Origin of the sequence: Pseudomonas salmasensis, from assembly GCF_014268375.2 — a bacterium.
GTDB lineage: Bacteria > Pseudomonadota > Gammaproteobacteria > Pseudomonadales > Pseudomonadaceae > Aquipseudomonas > Aquipseudomonas salmasensis.
Genome location: NZ_CP077083.1, coordinates 2499734 through 2516853, shown reverse-complemented (window position 1 = coordinate 2516853; position 17120 = coordinate 2499734). Strand labels below are relative to the sequence as shown.

Sequence of the window (17120 nt, the reverse complement as noted above, 5' to 3'; positions counted from 1 at the left end):
ATCCCAGTGACTGGAAGGGCCTCTTCGCAGGCAAGCCAGCTCCCACATTTGAATGTATTCACAATTCAAGGTGTGGGAGCTGGCTTGCCTGCGATAGTGGTATCAGCCTCACACAAAACAAGAGGCTGCCTCAGTATATGGCGAATTTTCAGCCTCCCTCCAGCCCTGCACAATCGGTGCATGAATACCTTCCTAGCGTTCTACCAAAACCTCGGACCCGCCCTGACAGCGTTGGTCATCACCACCTTCCTGCTGGCCGGTACGGTCAAGGGTGTCATCGGCCTGGGCCTGCCCACCGTGGCCATGGGTATGCTTGGCCTGGCTATGTTGCCGGCGCAGGCTGCGGCATTGTTGATTATTCCTTCGACGGTGACCAACCTCTGGCAACTCACCTTTGGCGGCCACTTGGGGGCCTTGCTCAAACGCCTGTGGCCGATGCTGCTGCTGATTTTTCTCGGCACCGGGCTGGGCACCTTGTGGCTGGGCATGGGCAGCGGGCCTTGGGTGGTGCGTGCCTTGGGCGCGGCGTTACTGGTGTATGCCTTGAGCGGGTTATTCCTGCCGACCTTCAGGGTCGCGCCCCGCACCGAGCGTTGGCTGGGGCCTTTGTGCGGAGTGGTCACCGGCCTCATCACCTCGGCCACCGGTGTCTTCGTGATCCCTGCGGTGCCGTATCTGCAAGCCCTGGGCTTGAGCCGTGATCAGTTGGTGCAGGCGCTGGGGCTGTCATTCACCGTGTCGACCTTGGCGCTCGCCGCCGGGCTGGCTTGGCGTGGTGCGTTGGGTGGCACCGAAGTCGGGGCGTCGGTGTTGGCGCTGGTGCCGGCCTTGCTGGGGATGTGGCTGGGCCAGGTGGTGCGTCGGCGCATCAGTGCCGTGTGGTTCAAACGTGGATTTTTCACCGGCATGGCGTTGTTGGGAGGCCATTTGTTGCTGGCTGGTTAATAATGACCGGGCATTTGTCAGCCGTTTAATGAAGGACTGCCCGTGAAAGCCCGATCTGATGAGCTACAGATTTTTGTCAGCGTGATCGAGTGCGGCTCGATTTCCGCCGCCGCCGAAAAAGTCGGGCAAACGCCATCGGCGGTCAGCCGCACCTTGTCCCGCCTGGAAGCCAAGCTCGACACCACCTTGATCAACCGCACCACGCGGCGCATGGACCTGACCGAAGAGGGCAAGTACTTCTTCGAACAGGCCAAGCTGATCCTGGCGCAGATGGACGAGTTGGAAGAGCGCCTGTCCTCGCGCCAGAAAAAACCGGCCGGGCGCCTGCGTATCAACGCCGCCGTGCCGTTCATGCTGCATGGGATCGTGCCGTACATCGCCGAATTTCGCAGCCTCTACCCGGATATCCAGTTGGAGCTCAACAGCGATGATTTGATCATCGACCTGCTGGAGCAAAGCACCGACATCGCCATTCGCATCGGCGCCCTGGCCGACTCGACCCTGCATGCGCGCTTTCTGGGCAGCACGCCGCTGCATGTCCTGGCCAGCCCCGACTACCTCAAGCAGTACGGCACGCCGACGACCGTTGCCGAGTTGGCTGATCACACCTTGCTGGGCTTCACCCACACCGAGACCCTCAACCACTGGCCGCTGCGTCACGGTGAAGGTGACCGCTGGCTGATTCAGCCCAGCGTCAGCGCCTCCAGTGGCGAAACCGTGCGCCAGTTAGCGCTGCAGGGGCAGGGCATTTGTTGCCTGTCGAATTTCATGACCGTCGCTGACATCGACGCCGGCCGCCTGGTGCCCATGTTGGAGGTGTTCAACAGCGGTTATCGCCAGCCGATCCACGCGGTGTTCTATCGCAACTCGCAATTGGCGCTACGCATCCAGTGCTTCCTGGACTTTATTCAGGCCAAGCTGGCACGGTATGCGCGCTGATTCGTGACTTGCACGCAAGAGTGAATTGGGCCGTACGGGCTTATTCGGCAGCAGCGGGGGCTGGATACTGGGCGCATCACTTACCCAGTCAGGAGCAACCTCCATGAATGTATTCGTTACCGGTGCAGCAGGGTTTATCGGCGGTTCGATCGCCACCGGCCTGGTCAACGCCGGCCATCACGTCACGGGCCTCGTGCGCAGCGCCGAGCAAGCCGCCGAAATGACTGCCCTGGGCATCACGCCGGTGATCGGCAACCTCGACGACGCAGCGGTATTGACCGAGCAGGCGCAGAAGGCCGATGCGGTGATCAACGCCGCCAGCAGCGACCACCGCGGCGCCGTGCAAACTTTGCTGGCCGCCTTGAAAGGCTCGAACAAGCCGTTCCTGCATACCAGTGGTTCGAGCATCGTCGGCGATGCGTCGGGCGGTAAAGCCAGCGATGTCATCTACTTGGAAGACAACCTGCCTGAGCCGACCGTCGACAAGGCCGCTCGCGTGGCCATCGACAACCTGATCCTCACGGCCGCCAATGACGGCGTGAATTCGGCGGTGATCTGCAACACCCTGATCTACGGCCACAGCCTGGGCGTAAAGCGTGACAGCGTGCAATTGCCACGCTTGCTCAAGCAGGCACGCAAGAGCGGTGTAGTACGCCATGTGGGTCCGGGCCAGAACATTTGGTCCAACGTGCATATTGAAGACGTGGTGGCTTTGTATCTGTTGGCGCTGACCAAGAACGTACCCGGCACTTTCTACTTTGTGGAAAGCAGCGAAGCGGCGTTCATCGACATGACCATGGCGATTGCCCAAACCCTGGGCCTGGGCAAGCCACAAGACTGGCCATTGGCCGAGGCTGAGGCCGAGTGGGGCTATGAAATGGCCAACTACGGGTTGGGCTCCAATAGCCGAGTGCGCGGCCAACATGCCCGTGAATTGTTGGGGTGGGCGCCTCAGCGCACGTCGGTGGTGGAGTGGATTCGCGACGAGATGGTGTGATGTTCGCTTAGCACCGCGGTGCTGCCTTCGCGAGCAAGCCCGCTCCCACATTTGGATCTGTGAATAGATTCAAATGTGGGAGCGGGGCTTGCTCGCGAAAGGCGCGACTCGGTATATCGGACCTGACACTTCACTAGCCCCACCCGCCGCAATTTCGTACCATTCCCCGCCTTATCCCCCGCAACTCCCTGGTACTCCATGAACCTCACCCGTCTGCGCGCCGACGCCCTGGCCGGCCTCACCACGTCTTTCGCCTTGCTGCCCGAATGCATCGCCTTTGCGCTGGTGGCCCATCTCAACCCGCTGATGGGCCTTTACGGCGCTTTCATCATTTGCACCCTCACCGCGTTGTTCGGCGGCCGGCCCGGCATGGTGTCCGGTGCGGCAGGCTCCATGGCAGTGGTGATCGTCGCGCTGGTGGTGCAACACGGCGTGGAGTATTTGCTGGCGACGGTGTTGCTCGGCGGGCTGATCATGGTCGCTTTCGGCCTGCTGCGCCTGGGCAAACTGGTGCGCATGGTGCCGCATTCGGTGATGCTCGGTTTCGTCAACGGCCTGGCGATCATCATTGCGCTGGCGCAACTGGAGCATTTCAAGAGCGGTGAAACCTGGCTCAGCGGCACGCCGTTGTACGTGATGGCCGGGCTGGTGGCGGTCACTATGGCGATTGTGTACCTGTTGCCGCGCCTGACCCGTGCCGTACCGCCCGCGCTGGTGGCGATTCTGGGGGTGGGCCTGGCGGTGTATCTATTGGGTTTGCCGACCCGCACATTGGGGGATATGGCGCATATCGCCGGTGGCTTGCCGACCTTCGCGTTGCCGCAGATCCCCTGGACCCTGGAAACCCTCGGCATCATCGCGCCCTACGCGTTTTTGATGGCGATGGTCGGCCTGTTGGAAACCCTGCTGACCCTCAACCTCACCGACGAAATCACCGAGACCCGTGGTTACCCCGACCGTGAAAGCGTGGCCCTGGGCGCGGCGAATATGGTCTCGGGCCTGTTCGGCGGCATGGGCGGTTGCGCGATGATCGGGCAAACCGTGATCAACCTCAGCTCCGGCGGGCGCGGACGTTTCTCCGGGGTGTTTGCCGGGGTGATGATTCTGTTGTTCATTCTGTTTCTATCGCCGCTGATCGAGCGGATTCCGCTGGCGGCATTGGTGGGCGTGATGTTCGTGGTGTCGCAACAGACCTTCGCCTGGGCGTCGTTGCGGGTGATCAACAAGGTGCCGCTCAACGATGTGCTGGTGATCATGGCGGTGACGATCATTACCGTGTTCACCGACCTGGCCACCGCCGTGCTGTGCGGTATCGTCATTGCCGCGCTGAACTTCGCCTGGCAGCAGGCGCGGGAGCTGTACGCCGATGAACACCTGGAGGCCGATGGCAGCAAGCTCTATCGGCTGCACGGCACGTTGTTCTTCGCCTCGACCACACCGTTTTTGAATCAGTTCGACCCGACCAATGACCCGGCTCAGGTCACGCTGGATTGCCGTCACCTGAGCTTTGTCGACTATTCGGCAATTGCCGCGCTGATGACCCTGCGCGAACGCTACGCCAAAGCCGGCAAGCACCTGCGGGTGCTGCATTTATCCGAGCGCTGCAAGAAACTGCTCAAGCGCGCCAAGGTTCACCACGACTGAACCCCTCGCTCCTACAGGGGGCGAGGTCGTTATTACGAGGGGGCAAGGTCGTTATTACGGCCCGACCAGGTCTTCCAGCTCCTGGGCACGGGTCTGGGTCATGTCCAGCACGCAGCCTGTGCCATTGACCTGATCAATCGTGCCGCCAGTGGCACTGCCGGCGAAGGCGCAATTGGCGTCGCGGTATTTGATCCACAGGCGCTGCACGTCTTGCAGTTGCTGTTTGCGGGCGCCTTCCTGGGCGGCGAGGGCGGTCTTGTAGGCGCGGTTCAGGCGGTCGTCCTGCACCTTGGTTTGCTTGGCGTTGCAATTGACCATGTCTGCGGTGGAATTGGCGCTATCCATGCATGTTTTCAAGGCAGCGTTGTCGACGGCATAAGCGCTGCCGCACAAGAGCAGGACGCTGGCGGCGATTGTGGTGCGAATCATGAGCGGTTTCCTGGGCAGTGGATGCGCAGTCTATGACTCAAGGGCGGCGTTTGAGTTTCCGCCTTCTCTGATCTTCATGTAAGAACACCCCCCGAATTTTCATCCGGCAACGTCGGGCATGTCCCCAAGCGACAGCGCTTATCCGTGGGCGAAAATTACTTTCATAAAAATTGAAAATCCTCCTCGGGAATGATTTATGAGTTTCACAACCAATTCGACGTGACCCTTTCCGAGGAGTACCGCATGGCCGCATTACCGGGCTTCGGGCTGTTGGCATACGCTGCCATCGCCATCATTGCATTGATCGTGCTGATTGCACGCTACCGACTCAACCCCTTTATCGTGATTACCCTGGTGTCCATCGGCCTGGCGCTGATGGCCGGGATGCCGGCGGACACCATCATGGGGTCGTACGAGGCGGGTGTCGGCAAGACCCTGGGGCATATCGCCCTGGTGGTGGCGCTGGGCACCATGCTCGGCAAGATGATGGCCGAATCCGGTGGCGCCGAGCAGGTGGCGCGCACGCTGATCAACCGCTTCGGTGAGCGCAATGCCCACTGGGCGATGGTGTGCATTGCGTTCCTGGTGGGGCTGCCGCTGTTTTTCGAGGTCGGTTTTGTGCTGCTGGTGCCGATTGCCTTTACCGTGGCGCGGCGCGTGGGCGTGTCGATCCTGATGGTCGGGCTGCCGATGGTCGCCGGCCTGTCGGTGGTGCATGCGTTGGTGCCGCCGCACCCTGCGGCGATGATGGCGGTGCTGGCCTATAACGCCTCGGTCGGGCAGACGGTGCTGTATGCGATCCTGATTGGCATCCCCACGGCGATCATTGCCGGGCCCGTCTACGCCAAGTTCATCGTGCCGCACATTCATTTGCCAGCGGAAAACCCGCTGGAGCGCCAGTTTATCGAGCGTGAACCGCGTACGCGCTTGCCCAGTTTTGCGCTGACCATGGGCACCATTCTGTTGCCGGTGGTGTTGATGATGATCGGCGGCTGGGCCAATGTGATTTCCACGCCGGGCAGCGGTTTCAACCAGTTCCTGTTGTTTATCGGTAACTCGGTGATTGCCCTGTTGGTGGCGACCCTTGTGAGTTTCTGGACCTTGGGCCTGGCCCAGGGCTTTAACCGTGAGTCGATCCTCAAGTTCACCAACGAATGCCTGGCGCCGACCGCCAGCATCACCTTGCTGGTGGGCGCGGGCGGCGGGTTGAACCGCATCCTGGTGGACGCCGGCGTCACCCATGAAATCCTCGGCCTGGCCCATGCGTTCCAGTTGTCGCCGCTGGTGATGGGCTGGCTGTTCGCCGCGTTGATGCGCGTCGCCACTGGCTCGGCCACGGTGGCCATGACCACCGCGTCCGGGGTGGTCGCGCCGGTCGCCTTGGGCCTGGGTTATCCACACCCGGAATTGCTGGTGCTGGCGACCGGTGCGGGTTCGGTGATTTTCTCCCACGTGAACGACGGCGGCTTCTGGCTGATCAAGGAATACTTCAATATGACGGTCATCCAGACCTTCAAGACCTGGACCGTACTCGAGACCCTGATTTCGCTGGTCGCCTTCGGACTGACCTACGGTCTGTCCCTTGTTTTATGAGCCTGTAACCCGGAGCCCCCATGGACATCCTCTACCAGATCCGCGCCCGCCAGGACGCTTTCAGTGCCGGCGAAGGGCGTATTGCCAAGCTGATGCTTGAGGATGTGGGCTTTGCCGCCTCCGCCAGCCTGGAGGAGTTGTCTGCACGGGCCGAGGTGAGTACCGCCACCTTGTCACGCTTTGCCCGCAGCGTGGGCTGCCGTGACTTGCGCGATTTGCGCCTGCAATTGGCCCAGGCCAGTGGTGTGGGCAGCCGCTTCCTCGACCCAGCCGGCAAGCCAGAACAGTCGGCGTTTCATCGGCAGATCCTGGGGGATATCGAGGCGACGTTGCGTCAGCACCTGGCGGGTTTCAATCAGCGCAGCTTTGGCGATGCGGTAAAGCTGTTGGGCAAGGCGCGGATGATCCATGCGTTCGGTATGGGCGGGCCGTCGAGCCTGTGCAGCGATGAGTTGCAGGTGCGCCTGGTGCGGCTGGGCTATCCGATTGCCGCCAGCCATGACCCGGTGATGATGCGTGTCACGGCGGCGACCCTGGGGCCGGAGCATGCGCTGATCGTCTGCTCACTCACGGGCCTGACCCCCGAGTTATTGGAGGTGGTGACGCTGGCGCGCAACTACGACGCGCGGATCATTGCCATCACCCTTGCCGATTCGCCCCTGGCGCAGTTGGCGGATGTCGTGCTGCCGCTGCAATCGGCGGAAACCAGTTTTATCTACAAGCCCACTGCGGCCCGCTACGGCATGCTGCTGGCTATCGACCTGCTCGCCACCGAGCTGGCGCTGGCCCTGCCGGACGACAACCAGGAACGCCTGCGCCGGATCAAACTGGCCCTCGACGATTACCGCGGCGGCCCTGGCAGCCTGCCACTTGGAGACTGATATGAAGTACGACACGCTGATTCGCCAGGCGCTGATCATCGATGGCAGTAACACCCCAGGGTATGTCGCCGATGTGGGCGTGCACGCAGGGCGCATCCGCACGATTGGCGACTTGTCCACAGCCCGGGCCGAGCAGGTCATCGACGCCCATGGCCGAGTGTTGGCGCCGGGTTTTATCGACGTGCACACCCACGATGACACGGTGGTGATTCGCCAGCCACAGATGCTGCCCAAGCTCAGCCAGGGCGTGACCACGGTGATTGTCGGCAACTGTGGCATCAGCGCCGCGCCGGTCAGTTTGCGCAGCGACCCACCAGACCCGATGAACTTGCTGGGCACCCGCGAGGCGTTCTCTTATCCACGGTTTGCCGATTACCGCGCCGCAGTGCAACGGGCCTGCCCGGCGGTGAACGTCGCCGCGCTGATCGGCCACACGGCGCTGCGCAGCAACCATATGGACGACCTGCACCGCACCGCCACACCCTATGAAATTGCGGCCATGCGCGTGCAGTTGCAGGAAAGCCTGGAGGCCGGTGCCCTGGGTTTATCCACAGGCCTGGCCTACGCCAGCGCGTTCAACGCCGAGACCGATGAGGTGCTGCAACTGACCCAAGAGCTGACGGCCTACGGCGCGGTGTACACCACCCACCTGCGCAGCGAGTTCGAACCGGTGCTGGAGGCGATGGATGAAGCGTTCTTGATCGGCCGCGAGGCGAGGGTGCCGGTGATCATTTCTCACCTTAAATGCGCCGGAGCCGGTAATTGGGGGCGCAGCCCGCAGCTATTGGCGGCCCTGGAAGCGGCGGCAAAAGATCATCCGGTGGGCTGCGATTGCTACCCCTATGCCGCCAGCTCATCGACCCTGGACCTCAAGCAAGTCACCGACGCGTTTCGCATCACCATCACTTGGTCCACACCGCACCCGGACATGGGCGGGCGCGATTTGCAGGACATCGCCGCCCAGTGGGGCGTTTCACTGATGGATGCCGCCCGCCGTTTGCAACCTGCGGGCGCGGTGTACTACGGCATGGATGAGGCAGATGTACGGCGCATTCTTGCGCATCCGTTATCGATGGTGGGATCGGATGGGTTGCCTGAAGACCCGTTTCCTCACCCGCGCTTGTGGGGCGCCTTCCCTCGCGTACTGGGGCATTTCAGCCGGGATGTCGGTTTGTTCCCGCTGCACACGGCGGTGCACAAGATGACCGGCTTGTCGGCGGCGCGCTTTGGGTTGGCCGAGCGTGGTGAGATCCGTGAAGGGCACTGGGCCGACCTGGTGTTATTTGACCCACTGCGGGTGCGGGATGTGGCCGATTTCAAGGCACCCCAGCGCGCGGCTGAAGGGATTGAGGGTGTGTGGGTCAATGGCGTATTGAGCTATCGCGAAGGGCAGGCCAATGGTGAGAGAGCAGGCCGGTTCCTGGCGCGCAACGGGGATTTGCGTGGCGGGTTTTCGTCTCTATAGTTGGGGTTCTTTTAGATGGAGCTGTTGCCATGCACTTAGGAAAAGTCACCCCCATCCTGCGGATTTTCGACGAGGCCAAGGCGTTGGAGTTCTACGTCGATTTTCTGGGGTTCAAGGTTGATTGGCAGCATCGCTTCGAGGCGAATTTTCCGTTGTACCTGCAAGTGTCGCTGGGGGAGTGTGTGCTGCATTTGTCCGAGCATCATGGCGATGCTTCGCCAGGGGCGGCCGTGCGGATCCAGGCTCCAGGCGTCGACGCGTATCAACAGCAGTTGCTGGGCAAAGCGTACCGTTATGCCAAGCCAGGGGTTGAAGATACGCCCTGGGGGACGCGGGAAATGAGCATCCGCGATCCGTTTGGGAATCGGTTGGTGTTTGTTGAGGGCAGCGAGGGCTGACGGGTAAATGGCAGGCAATAAAAAACCGCCTTAGTAGGGCGGTTTTTTATTGCAAACCCAGTGAGTGGCTGGGGTTTGCTATCTCAAAGGACGCATTGACCCGCACGTGGATACTACCGCCGGTCACGTCTTCACGCAACACGGAACGATGGCCGGCATGGATACTTTAGGCATCTTTCTCTTGCCTGATTTGACTGCAAAAGCTTGCAATGAATCTATCGGGCGATACTGGATATTTGACCACTGTTGGACACACCTTAGACGGGAATGTTGGTTAGGATCTTCCCCGTTCTGCGTTTGTCGCTTTTGGGTGGGCCGGGTATACGCGCGAATTCTGGACCGACCGCCACGGGCTAGTAATCCGTGCCGGATTGATGCGGAAGGACCACTGGCCCGGCCACCTCAAAGGACGCATTGACCCGCGTCCAAAGGCTCACGTGTTCCGGTAAGTGCGCTGGAGGTAAGGCCCAACTCAAGGAGGGCCGAGTATGTCTAAGTTTGCACGACGTACGTGGAACCTCGTAGTGAATGCTCTACGTGTTTATCACGTGTGGACATTCCTGCGGGACAGCTTTGATGACCTGTAAGGTCTGAGAAGTGGAGCCGCCTCGGCTTAAATTGAGGCGGCTTTTTTGGTTTTTTAAACCCGGAAATGACTGACCATCTGCTGCAACTGGCTACCCAACCGTGCCAGTTCCACACTCGACTTGGCCGTCTCATCACTGGCAGTCGCGGTCTGCTCGGACACATCACGCACGTTCACGATACTGCGGCTGATCTCTTCGGCCACGGCGCTTTGCTGTTCGGCGGCCGCGGCAATCTGCTGGTTCATCGACTGGATATTGGACACGGTGCGGGTGATGTTTTCCAAGGATACCCCGGCCTTGCGCGTCAGTTCGACGCTGCTGTCGGTCAGGCTGCGGCTGTTGTTCATCACGCTGGCGACTTGTTGGGTGCCGTTCTGCAAACCTGCCACCAGGCCTTCGATTTCCTCGGTGGATTTCTGTGTGCGCTGGGCCAGGCCGCGTACTTCGTCGGCGACCACGGCAAAGCCACGGCCGGCTTCCCCTGCACGCGCAGCTTCAATGGCGGCGTTGAGGGCCAGCAGGTTGGTCTGTTCGGCCACGGCCTTGATCACGTCCATCACGCTGCCGATCTTGTTGCTCTCTTGTTGCAGGTGCGTCATGGCATCGGTGGAACGCGCCACTTCGGCCGCCAGGCGTTCGATCTGGGCGATGGCTTCAGCCACCACTTTATCGCCTTCGCGGGCTTGGCCGTCAGCGTCGGAAGCGGCTTGGGAAGCCTGCTCGGCATTACGCGCAACTTCCTGCACGGTGGCGGTCATTTCATGCATCGCGGTGGCGACCTGATCGGTCTCGATCTTCTGGCTGTTCACGCCGGCGCTGGTTTGCTCGGTCACCGCTGACAACTCTTCGGCAGCGCTGGCGATCTGAGTGACGCCGTCGCGAATGCCGCTGATCAGCTCGCGCAGGGTGGTGCCCATGCGCTGGATGCCTTGCTGCAACACGCCCAATTCATCACGACGGGTCACCTGGATGTTGTGGCTCAGGTCACCCGAAGCGATGCGTTCTACCACGGCCAGCGTTTCCTGGATCGGACGGGTGATCTGGCGCGTGATCACCCACGCGGCAATCACGCCGACCAACAGGGCCAGCAAGGTGCTGATCAGTTGCAGGCTGCGGGCCTGGGTGCTTTCAGCGTCGCGACGTTCCAGTTGGATGTCGTACAGCTTGTCGCTGATCGTCACGATGTCGGCGCCCTGGGTGGTCATTTCGGCACGGGCGGTGACGATATTGGCGTTGGCCGCTTTGTAGCTCTGTACCGCACTGCGATAAGCAACGAGGGCGGTTTCCAGTGCGGACAATGCGCTTTGCTGCCCAGTACCGAAGGCAACGCTGAGGCCTTTCAAACCCGCAACAGCTTTCTCCAGCTGTGTAGCAGCGCGCGCTTCGGTTTCTGCGTTGGGGCTATTGGTATAGCCGCGCACTTCGTAGCGAGCCTGCAGGAATTCGTTCTTGGCCTGGGTCACGGCCACAAACTGCGTGAAGCGTTCCGGGCTGTCGGGTGACTGCTGCACACTGGTTTCCAGCGCATTGATTTGAGCGTTGGCGATGTCGGCCTTGGCGCCCATGACATCGCGCGCAGCGTTGCCATTGCGGTAGGCCTCGCGCATTTTGTTCAGGGACTGGCGGTAAGCGGTAATGACGGCTTTCTGCTCATTGAGCAGTTTGAGGTTTTCCGGGCTCTTGAAGCTGTCGAGCAGCTTCTGTTGCTGGGCGGCGAAGGCATCGAGGCTGGTCTGCACGTTCTGCGCCACGGCTTCGTCACCGTTGGCCAGCATGTATTGCAAGCGCACGATACGCAGCTTGGTCAACGAGGCGTTGAGCTGGGTGATGTCGCTCATCCAATTGCTACGGTCGATCAAGCCGCCCAGGCTGGTCCAGCCCGTCAGCGCCAGGACTGAAGTAAGGACCAACACCAGGCCGAAGCCCAGGCCGAGTTTGAGATTGACACTGATGTTACCGAACCAGCTGTTCATCGAAAGCTCCTTGAAGAGTGATGTCTGTCTGCTGGACGGTGTGTTTTTGTTTGAGCCAGCCAAGATGTGTAGGGCTGTATCGGCGGGAAAGGATGATTCTGAAATACTTTTATTGCCGAGCGACGAAGGGTCGCTGGCGCGCTACGGCAATGCCTGGGTGGGGCTGATCACGGCCCGCTCATGTGTGCTAGTCTGCGGGCCCTTTTAGTTCTGGGCGGCGCGGGAAACTGTGGCGTCCTACAGCGGAGCCTCTTCATGTCCGAAGTTAATCTGTCCACCGACGAAACCCGCGTCAGCTACGGTATCGGCCGTCAGTTGGGCGACCAACTGCGCGACAACCCGCCACCGGGCGTCAGCCTGGACGCGATCCTGGCCGGCCTGACCGACGCGTACGCAGGCAAGCCTAGCCGTGTTGACCAAGAGCAAATGGCGGCCAGCTTCAAAGTGATCCGCGAAATCATGCAAGCCGAAGCTGCTGCCAAGGCTGAAGCAGCAGCAGGCGCTGGCCTGGCTTTCCTGGCGGAAAATGCCAAGCGTGAGGGCATCACCACCCTGGCTTCCGGCCTGCAATTTGAAGTGCTGACGGCCGGTACCGGCGCCAAGCCGACCCGTGAAGACCAAGTGCGTACTCACTACCACGGCACCCTGATCGACGGCACTGTGTTCGACAGCTCCTACGAGCGCGGCCAGCCTGCAGAATTCCCGGTTGGCGGCGTGATCGCCGGCTGGACCGAAGCCCTGCAACTGATGAATGCCGGCAGCAAATGGCGCCTGTACGTGCCGAGCGAACTGGCTTACGGCGCTCAAGGCGTTGGCAGCATCCCGCCGCACAGCGTTCTGGTATTCGACGTCGAGCTGCTCGACGTTCTGTAAGACCCGTACCTGTAGGAGCGAGCTCGCTCGCGAAGAACGTCAACGATAACGCGTAAAACCTGGTTTAACGCGGTGCCTTTGATATCTTCGCGAGCAAGCTCGCTCCTACAGTATTTGCCGTTGTTTCTCATGGATGGAACTTGCCATTGAGCTCCGTCGCCGGGCGCAACGCTCGCGCATAGCAGAACAGAAACAGATTCCTCACCACTTCCTTCAGCACCCCAGGCTCACTGGAACTCAGGCCGTTTACGTCCAGATCGCCCTGGTCCTGCAGCTCGTTCAACGCTTCTTCTTCAAGCACCGCACAGACTTCGCCGGTTTCCCGATGCAGGATTCGCAGGTAAGGGTGTGGACGGTCCAGCCAGGCATCTATCAAATAAGTCATGTTCGTTCTCCTTGATGGGTTTCAATGAGAATAATTCTTATTCGTAGAATAGCAAGCGTCTATTGGCAGTTTCTGTTTTTTTCTGTGTGGGTATTGCGTTCGATCAACGCAGAGGGCAAAACGCCATCCCGCGGCGGGCGCGGGATGGATGCAGCAGATTCAGACCTTGCGCACGAACTCGGACTTGAGTTTCATCGGGCCGATACCGTCGATCTTGCAATCGATATCGTGGTCGCCGTCGCACAGGCGGATGTTCTTGACCTTGGTGCCGACCTTGACCACCAGGGACGTGCCCTTGACCTTGAGGTCCTTGATCACGGTGATGGTGTCGCCGTCCTGCAGGACGTTGCCCACAGAGTCTTTCTTCACGGTTTCATCGCCAACCACTTCGGCCTCGCCAGTGGCGGACCATTCATGGGCGCATTCCGGGCAGATCAGCTGGGCGCCGTCTTCGTAGGTGTATTCGGAATTGCATTTGGGGCAGGGAGGCAACGTGCTCACTAAAGCTCCTAGAAAGTCAGTGATGGCTAAAAGTCGCACATTATATAGGGTTTTAAACGCGGGTGGGGTTGGACTCGTCCTAATGTGGGAGCTGGCTTGCCTGCGATAGCGGCAGTGAATTCACTACAGTCATCGCAGGCAAGCCAGCTCCCACATTAAAAAGTGCTAGTTCAGTGAGTACGGGCGACCGCAAACTCACTCAGCTCAACCAGGGCATCCCGGTATTCGCTGGCCGGCAGCGCTTCCAAGCATGTGATCGCCCGCGCCACGTAGTCACGCGCCAGTTGCGCGGTGTACTCCAGGGAACCCGAGGCTTCCACAGCGGCACGGATGGCTTCCAGGTCTTCGATCCCGCCTTTCTGGATCGCCTTGCGCACCAGGGCAGCCTGTTCCGGCGTGCCTTCGCGCATGGTGTAGATCAGCGGCAAGGTCGGCTTGCCCTCGGCCAGGTCGTCACCGACGTTCTTGCCCAGGGTTTCGGCGTCGCCCTTGTAGTCGAGCAGGTCATCCACCAGTTGGAACGCAACGCCCAGGTGATCACCGAACGTGCGCAGGGCCTCGGCCTGTTCGGCGGTGGCGCCACACAGCGCGGCGGCACTGTGGGTAGAGGCTTCGAAGAGCATCGCGGTTTTGCCGCGAATCACTTCCATATAGGTTTCTTCGGTGGTGCTGGCGTCGCGGACTTTAGAAAGCTGCAACACTTCGCCTTCGGCGATGATGCGCGTGGCCTGTGAAAGAATCTTCATCACCGGCATCGAGCCCAGCTCGACCATCATTTCGAACGAGCGCGAATACAGGAAGTCGCCCACCAACACGCTGGGCGCGTTGCCCCACATCGCGTTTGCGGTCTCGCGACCACGGCGCATGCCGGACATGTCGACCACGTCGTCATGCAGCAGGGTGGCGGTGTGCAGGAATTCGATGGTGGCGGCCAGCAGGCGCAGGTCGTCGCCTTGACGGCCCAGGGCCTTGCCGCACAGCAACACTAATAAAGGACGCAGGCGTTTACCGCCCGCCGACGTAATGTAGTCGCCAATTTTGGAGACCAGCGGCACTTTAGACGTCAGCTGCTGCTTGATGATGCCGTCGACGGCGCTAAAATCGTCCGCGACCGCGCGGTAGAAAGCTTGGGGTTGCATCAGCGACAGTCGCTCCAGAAGGGTTGCGCGGCATGCTAGGACCCTCACCCCCGGGTGTCAAGGCGCGATAGACGGCCCCTTGCAACGCCTCTTTACCTTGCGTACAATCGCGCACCCTGAACTTCCTGGGCAGCACCTGCCTTACGCAATTGCATTCGGGACGTCCATCCCATGCAGCCATGCCAGCCAATACCTCTTCTTATAAAGCGCTGGGTGAGCAGGATTATCGGAGAAATACCATGTCGTACGCAGTAATTGTTACTGGTGGCAAGCAATACAAAGTCGCCCCAGGTGAATACCTGAAGATCGAGAAACTGGAAGTCGCTACTGGCGAATCCGTTACTTTTGATCGCGTTCTGTTGGTCGCCAATGGCGATGACGTGAACATCGGCGCTCCAGTTGTTGCTGGCGCTACCGTTGTGGCTGAAGTGATCTCCCAAGGTCGTCACGATAAAGTCCGCATCATCAAGTTCCGTCGTCGTAAGCACCACATGAAGCGTATGGGCCACCGCCAGTGGTACACCGAGATCAAAATCACCGGTATTCAGGCTTAATTTCAGCCTAATTCCTCACTAGGAGAATTGACTCATGGCACACAAAAAAGCTGGTGGTAGTACCCGTAACGGTCGCGACTCAGAAGCCAAACGCCTTGGCGTGAAGATGTATGGCGGCCAGAAAATCATTCCGGGCAACATCATCGTGCGTCAGCGCGGCACCCAATTCCACGCCGGTTACGGTGTTGGCATGGGTAAAGATCACACCCTCTTTGCTAAAATCGAAGGCGTGATCAAGTTCGAAGTAAAGGGCGCGTTCAACCGCCGTTACGTGAGCGTTGTCGCAGCTTAATTGCGAGATCGCTGGAAAAGCCCTGTCTTGCGACGGGGCTTTTTCGTTTGTGGAGTGAGTCTCTTGCAAAGCTGTCTGTGATGAGCTCAGGCGCTGGTTTGCGGTCGCTGATTGAGGTCGCTGCGCTCATTTTTGCAAGAGTCTTATGTCTTGGTTTCTTAAGCTCGTCCATGCGGCGAGAGGCGTTTTGTTATGAAGTTCGTTGATGAAGTTTCCATCCGAGTAAAAGCAGGCGACGGCGGTAACGGTTGCATGAGTTTCCGTCGCGAAAAATTCATCGAAAACGGTGGTCCAAACGGCGGTGACGGCGGTGACGGCGGTTCCATCTACATGATGGCCGACGAAAACCTGAACACCCTGGTCGACTACCGTTACACCCGGCATTTCGATGCTGAGCGTGGCTCCAACGGCGGCAGCACCGATTGCACCGGTAAAAAAGGTGAAGACCTGGTACTGCGCGTACCGGTCGGCACCACGATCATCGACTCCGCCACCCAGGAAGTGATTGGCGACCTGACCAAGGCCGGCCAGAAGCTGATGGTTGTGCAAGGCGGCTGGCACGGTCTGGGTAACACCCGATTCAAGTCCAGTACCAACCGTGCACCGCGTCAGACCACGCCGGGCAAGCCGGGCGAGCAGCGCGACCTGAAGCTGGAAATGAAAGTACTGGCGGACGTAGGCCTGCTGGGCCTGCCGAATGCGGGTAAAAGTACCTTCATTCGCTCGGTATCGGCCGCCAAGCCGAAAGTCGCCGACTACCCATTCACGACCCTGGTGCCAAACCTGGGCGTGGTCAGCGTAGACCGCTGGAAAAGCTTCGTGGTTGCCGACATTCCTGGCTTGATCGAAGGCGCTTCCGACGGCGCAGGCCTGGGTATTCGCTTCCTCAAGCACTTGTCCCGCACCCGTTTGCTGCTGCACCTCGTCGACATGGCACCGCTGGATGACACCAGTGCCGCCGATGCCGCCGAAGTCATCGTCAGCGAGCTGACCAAGTTTAGCCCGGCCCTGGCCGAGCGCGATCGCTGGTTGGTACTCAACAAGTGCGACCAGATCCTGGAAGAAGAGCACGAAGAGCGCGTCAAGGAGATCGTTGATCGCCTGGAGTGGGAAGGTCCGGTCTACGTCATCTCGGCTATCGCCAAAGAAGGCACCGAGCGCCTGACCCGCGACATCATGCGTTACCTGGAAGACCGTGCCGACCGCTTGGCGGCCGACCCGGTGTACAAGGCCGAACTCGCCGAGCTCGACCAGCAGATCGAAGACGAGGCCCGCGCCCAGTTGCAGGCCCTGGACGACCAGCGTGCCCTGCGCCGCAGCGGCGTGAAGTCGGTCCACGACATCGGTGACGATGATTGGGACGAAGAAGACGTGGATGATGAAGACGGTCCGGAAATCATTTACGTGCGTGACTGATCCGTTGCGATAAACTTGAACGCCGCTCCCTGGAGCGGCGTTTTGGTATCCGGGTATAACGTTATGGGCAGCGCTGGGTCGCGCGGCCCTCACTCTAAGGTTGAAGATG

General features: G+C 60.3%; 17 protein-coding genes and 1 pseudogene. 12 read left to right on the top strand and 6 right to left on the bottom strand.

The features are described from left to right. Positions 1-180 precede the first annotated feature (180 nt). The 4 genes from HU731_RS11110 (at position 181) to HU731_RS11095 (ending at position 4525) form a co-directional block, all read left to right on the top strand. Positions 181-945, top strand: coding sequence for a sulfite exporter TauE/SafE family protein (locus HU731_RS11110; protein WP_186608725.1), 765 nt, complete (start codon positions 181-183; stop codon positions 943-945). Positions 946-987: 42 nt separating this feature from the next. Beyond that, positions 988-1884 carry a LysR family transcriptional regulator gene (locus tag HU731_RS11105; RefSeq protein WP_186608726.1) on the top strand — a complete coding sequence of 299 codons (897 nt, stop codon included), beginning with the start codon at positions 988-990 and terminating at the stop codon, positions 1882-1884. Positions 1885-1987: 103 nt separating this feature from the next. Then, on the top strand, positions 1988-2881 hold the full coding sequence (locus HU731_RS11100; RefSeq protein ID WP_186608727.1) for an NAD-dependent epimerase/dehydratase family protein: 894 nt from the start codon (positions 1988-1990) through the stop codon (positions 2879-2881). A gap of 198 nt (positions 2882-3079) precedes the next feature. Beyond that, positions 3080-4525, top strand: coding sequence for a SulP family inorganic anion transporter (locus tag HU731_RS11095; RefSeq protein ID WP_186608728.1), 1446 nt, complete (start codon positions 3080-3082; stop codon positions 4523-4525). Positions 4526-4579: 54 nt separating this feature from the next. Here HU731_RS11095 and HU731_RS11090 read toward each other — a convergent pair whose 3' ends face one another. Next, entirely contained in the window at positions 4580-4954 is a 375-nt protein-coding gene (locus HU731_RS11090) for a lysozyme inhibitor LprI family protein (RefSeq protein ID WP_186608729.1), read from the bottom strand. A 189-nt stretch (positions 4955-5143) separates the two neighbouring features. On the opposite strand from HU731_RS11090, the gene HU731_RS11085 reads away from it, so the two are divergent. The 4 genes from HU731_RS11085 to HU731_RS11070 are packed head-to-tail and all read left to right on the top strand — an operon-like array spanning position 5144 to position 9291. Beyond that, positions 5144-6547: a GntT/GntP/DsdX family permease gene (locus tag HU731_RS11085; protein WP_032895331.1), complete on the top strand. Its 1404-nt coding sequence runs from the start codon at positions 5144-5146 to the stop codon at positions 6545-6547. A 20-nt stretch (positions 6548-6567) separates the two neighbouring features. After that, positions 6568-7428: a MurR/RpiR family transcriptional regulator gene (locus tag HU731_RS11080; RefSeq protein WP_186608730.1), complete on the top strand. Its 861-nt coding sequence runs from the start codon at positions 6568-6570 to the stop codon at positions 7426-7428. A gap of 1 nt (position 7429) precedes the next feature. After that, positions 7430-8893 carry an N-acyl-D-amino-acid deacylase family protein gene (locus HU731_RS11075; RefSeq protein ID WP_186608731.1) on the top strand — a complete coding sequence of 488 codons (1464 nt, stop codon included), beginning with the start codon at positions 7430-7432 and terminating at the stop codon, positions 8891-8893. Between the two features lie 29 nt (positions 8894-8922). Then, positions 8923-9291, top strand: coding sequence for a glyoxalase superfamily protein (locus HU731_RS11070; RefSeq protein WP_186608732.1), 369 nt, complete (start codon positions 8923-8925; stop codon positions 9289-9291). Between the two features lie 640 nt (positions 9292-9931). Here HU731_RS11070 and HU731_RS28935 read toward each other — a convergent pair. Then, positions 9932-10636 carry a methyl-accepting chemotaxis protein gene (locus HU731_RS28935; RefSeq protein WP_370874670.1) on the bottom strand — a complete coding sequence of 235 codons (705 nt, stop codon included), beginning with the start codon at positions 10634-10636 and terminating at the stop codon, positions 9932-9934. A gap of 198 nt (positions 10637-10834) precedes the next feature. Further along, positions 10835-11716, bottom strand: a pseudogene (locus HU731_RS28930) (methyl-accepting chemotaxis protein); the annotation flags it as partial. Between the two features lie 390 nt (positions 11717-12106). Here HU731_RS28930 and bamJ point away from each other — a divergent pair. Then, complete coding sequence (bamJ, locus tag HU731_RS11060; protein WP_186608733.1) at positions 12107-12724, top strand: BamJ family beta-barrel-assembly machinery protein; 618 nt, start codon at positions 12107-12109, stop codon at positions 12722-12724. Positions 12725-12851: 127 nt separating this feature from the next. Here the strand turns inward: bamJ and HU731_RS11055 are convergent, their stop codons facing one another. The 3 genes from HU731_RS11055 to HU731_RS11045 all read right to left on the bottom strand — a co-directional run bounded on the left by HU731_RS11055 (position 12852) and on the right by HU731_RS11045 (position 14749). Beyond that, positions 12852-13109, bottom strand: coding sequence for a PA4570 family protein (locus HU731_RS11055; RefSeq protein WP_003194088.1), 258 nt, complete (start codon positions 13107-13109; stop codon positions 12852-12854). A gap of 159 nt (positions 13110-13268) precedes the next feature. Then, positions 13269-13610 (bottom strand): zinc ribbon domain-containing protein YjdM, encoded by a 342-nt coding sequence (locus HU731_RS11050; protein ID WP_003194087.1) that lies wholly within the window; start codon positions 13608-13610, stop codon positions 13269-13271. A gap of 170 nt (positions 13611-13780) precedes the next feature. After that, on the bottom strand, positions 13781-14749 hold the full coding sequence (locus HU731_RS11045) for a polyprenyl synthetase family protein (RefSeq protein ID WP_003194086.1): 969 nt from the start codon (positions 14747-14749) through the stop codon (positions 13781-13783). A 239-nt stretch (positions 14750-14988) separates the two neighbouring features. Here HU731_RS11045 and rplU point away from each other — a divergent pair, with 239 nt between their 5' ends. From rplU to cgtA, 3 genes are all read left to right on the top strand, one after another. After that, entirely contained in the window at positions 14989-15303 is a 315-nt protein-coding gene (gene rplU, locus HU731_RS11040; RefSeq protein WP_007950961.1) for a 50S ribosomal protein L21, read from the top strand. Positions 15304-15337: 34 nt separating this feature from the next. After that, positions 15338-15595, top strand: a complete 258-nt coding sequence (gene rpmA / locus HU731_RS11035; protein WP_003176049.1) for a 50S ribosomal protein L27 — start codon at positions 15338-15340, stop codon at positions 15593-15595. Between the two features lie 192 nt (positions 15596-15787). After that, the gene (gene cgtA / locus HU731_RS11030; protein ID WP_003194084.1) at positions 15788-17011 is read left to right on the top strand and encodes an Obg family GTPase CgtA; all 1224 of its coding nucleotides are present in this window, start codon (positions 15788-15790) and stop codon (positions 17009-17011) included. Positions 17012-17120 lie beyond the last annotated feature (109 nt).

Excerpts from the sequence above, each read along its gene's own strand:
- HU731_RS11090 (WP_186608729.1), bottom strand. The coding sequence starts at position 4,954 with ATGATTCGCACCACAATCGCCGCCAGCGTCCTGCTCTTGTGCGGCAGC.
- HU731_RS11070 (WP_186608732.1), top strand. The coding sequence starts at position 8,923 with ATGCACTTAGGAAAAGTCACCCCCATCCTGCGGATTTTCGACGAGGCC.
- cgtA (WP_003194084.1), top strand. The coding sequence starts at position 15,788 with ATGAAGTTCGTTGATGAAGTTTCCATCCGAGTAAAAGCAGGCGACGGC.
- bamJ (WP_186608733.1), top strand. The coding sequence starts at position 12,107 with ATGTCCGAAGTTAATCTGTCCACCGACGAAACCCGCGTCAGCTACGGT.
- HU731_RS11045 (WP_003194086.1), bottom strand. The coding sequence starts at position 14,749 with ATGCAACCCCAAGCTTTCTACCGCGCGGTCGCGGACGATTTTAGCGCC.
- HU731_RS11110 (WP_186608725.1), top strand. The coding sequence starts at position 181 with ATGAATACCTTCCTAGCGTTCTACCAAAACCTCGGACCCGCCCTGACA.
- HU731_RS11100 (WP_186608727.1), top strand. The coding sequence starts at position 1,988 with ATGAATGTATTCGTTACCGGTGCAGCAGGGTTTATCGGCGGTTCGATC.
- HU731_RS11080 (WP_186608730.1), top strand. The coding sequence starts at position 6,568 with ATGGACATCCTCTACCAGATCCGCGCCCGCCAGGACGCTTTCAGTGCC.
- HU731_RS11085 (WP_032895331.1), top strand. The coding sequence starts at position 5,144 with ATGATTTATGAGTTTCACAACCAATTCGACGTGACCCTTTCCGAGGAG.
- HU731_RS11095 (WP_186608728.1), top strand. The coding sequence starts at position 3,080 with ATGAACCTCACCCGTCTGCGCGCCGACGCCCTGGCCGGCCTCACCACG.
- HU731_RS28935 (WP_370874670.1), bottom strand. The coding sequence starts at position 10,636 with ATGACCGCCACCGTGCAGGAAGTTGCGCGTAATGCCGAGCAGGCTTCC.
- rpmA (WP_003176049.1), top strand. The coding sequence starts at position 15,338 with ATGGCACACAAAAAAGCTGGTGGTAGTACCCGTAACGGTCGCGACTCA.
- HU731_RS11075 (WP_186608731.1), top strand. The coding sequence starts at position 7,430 with ATGAAGTACGACACGCTGATTCGCCAGGCGCTGATCATCGATGGCAGT.
- HU731_RS11055 (WP_003194088.1), bottom strand. The coding sequence starts at position 13,109 with ATGACTTATTTGATAGATGCCTGGCTGGACCGTCCACACCCTTACCTG.
- rplU (WP_007950961.1), top strand. The coding sequence starts at position 14,989 with ATGTCGTACGCAGTAATTGTTACTGGTGGCAAGCAATACAAAGTCGCC.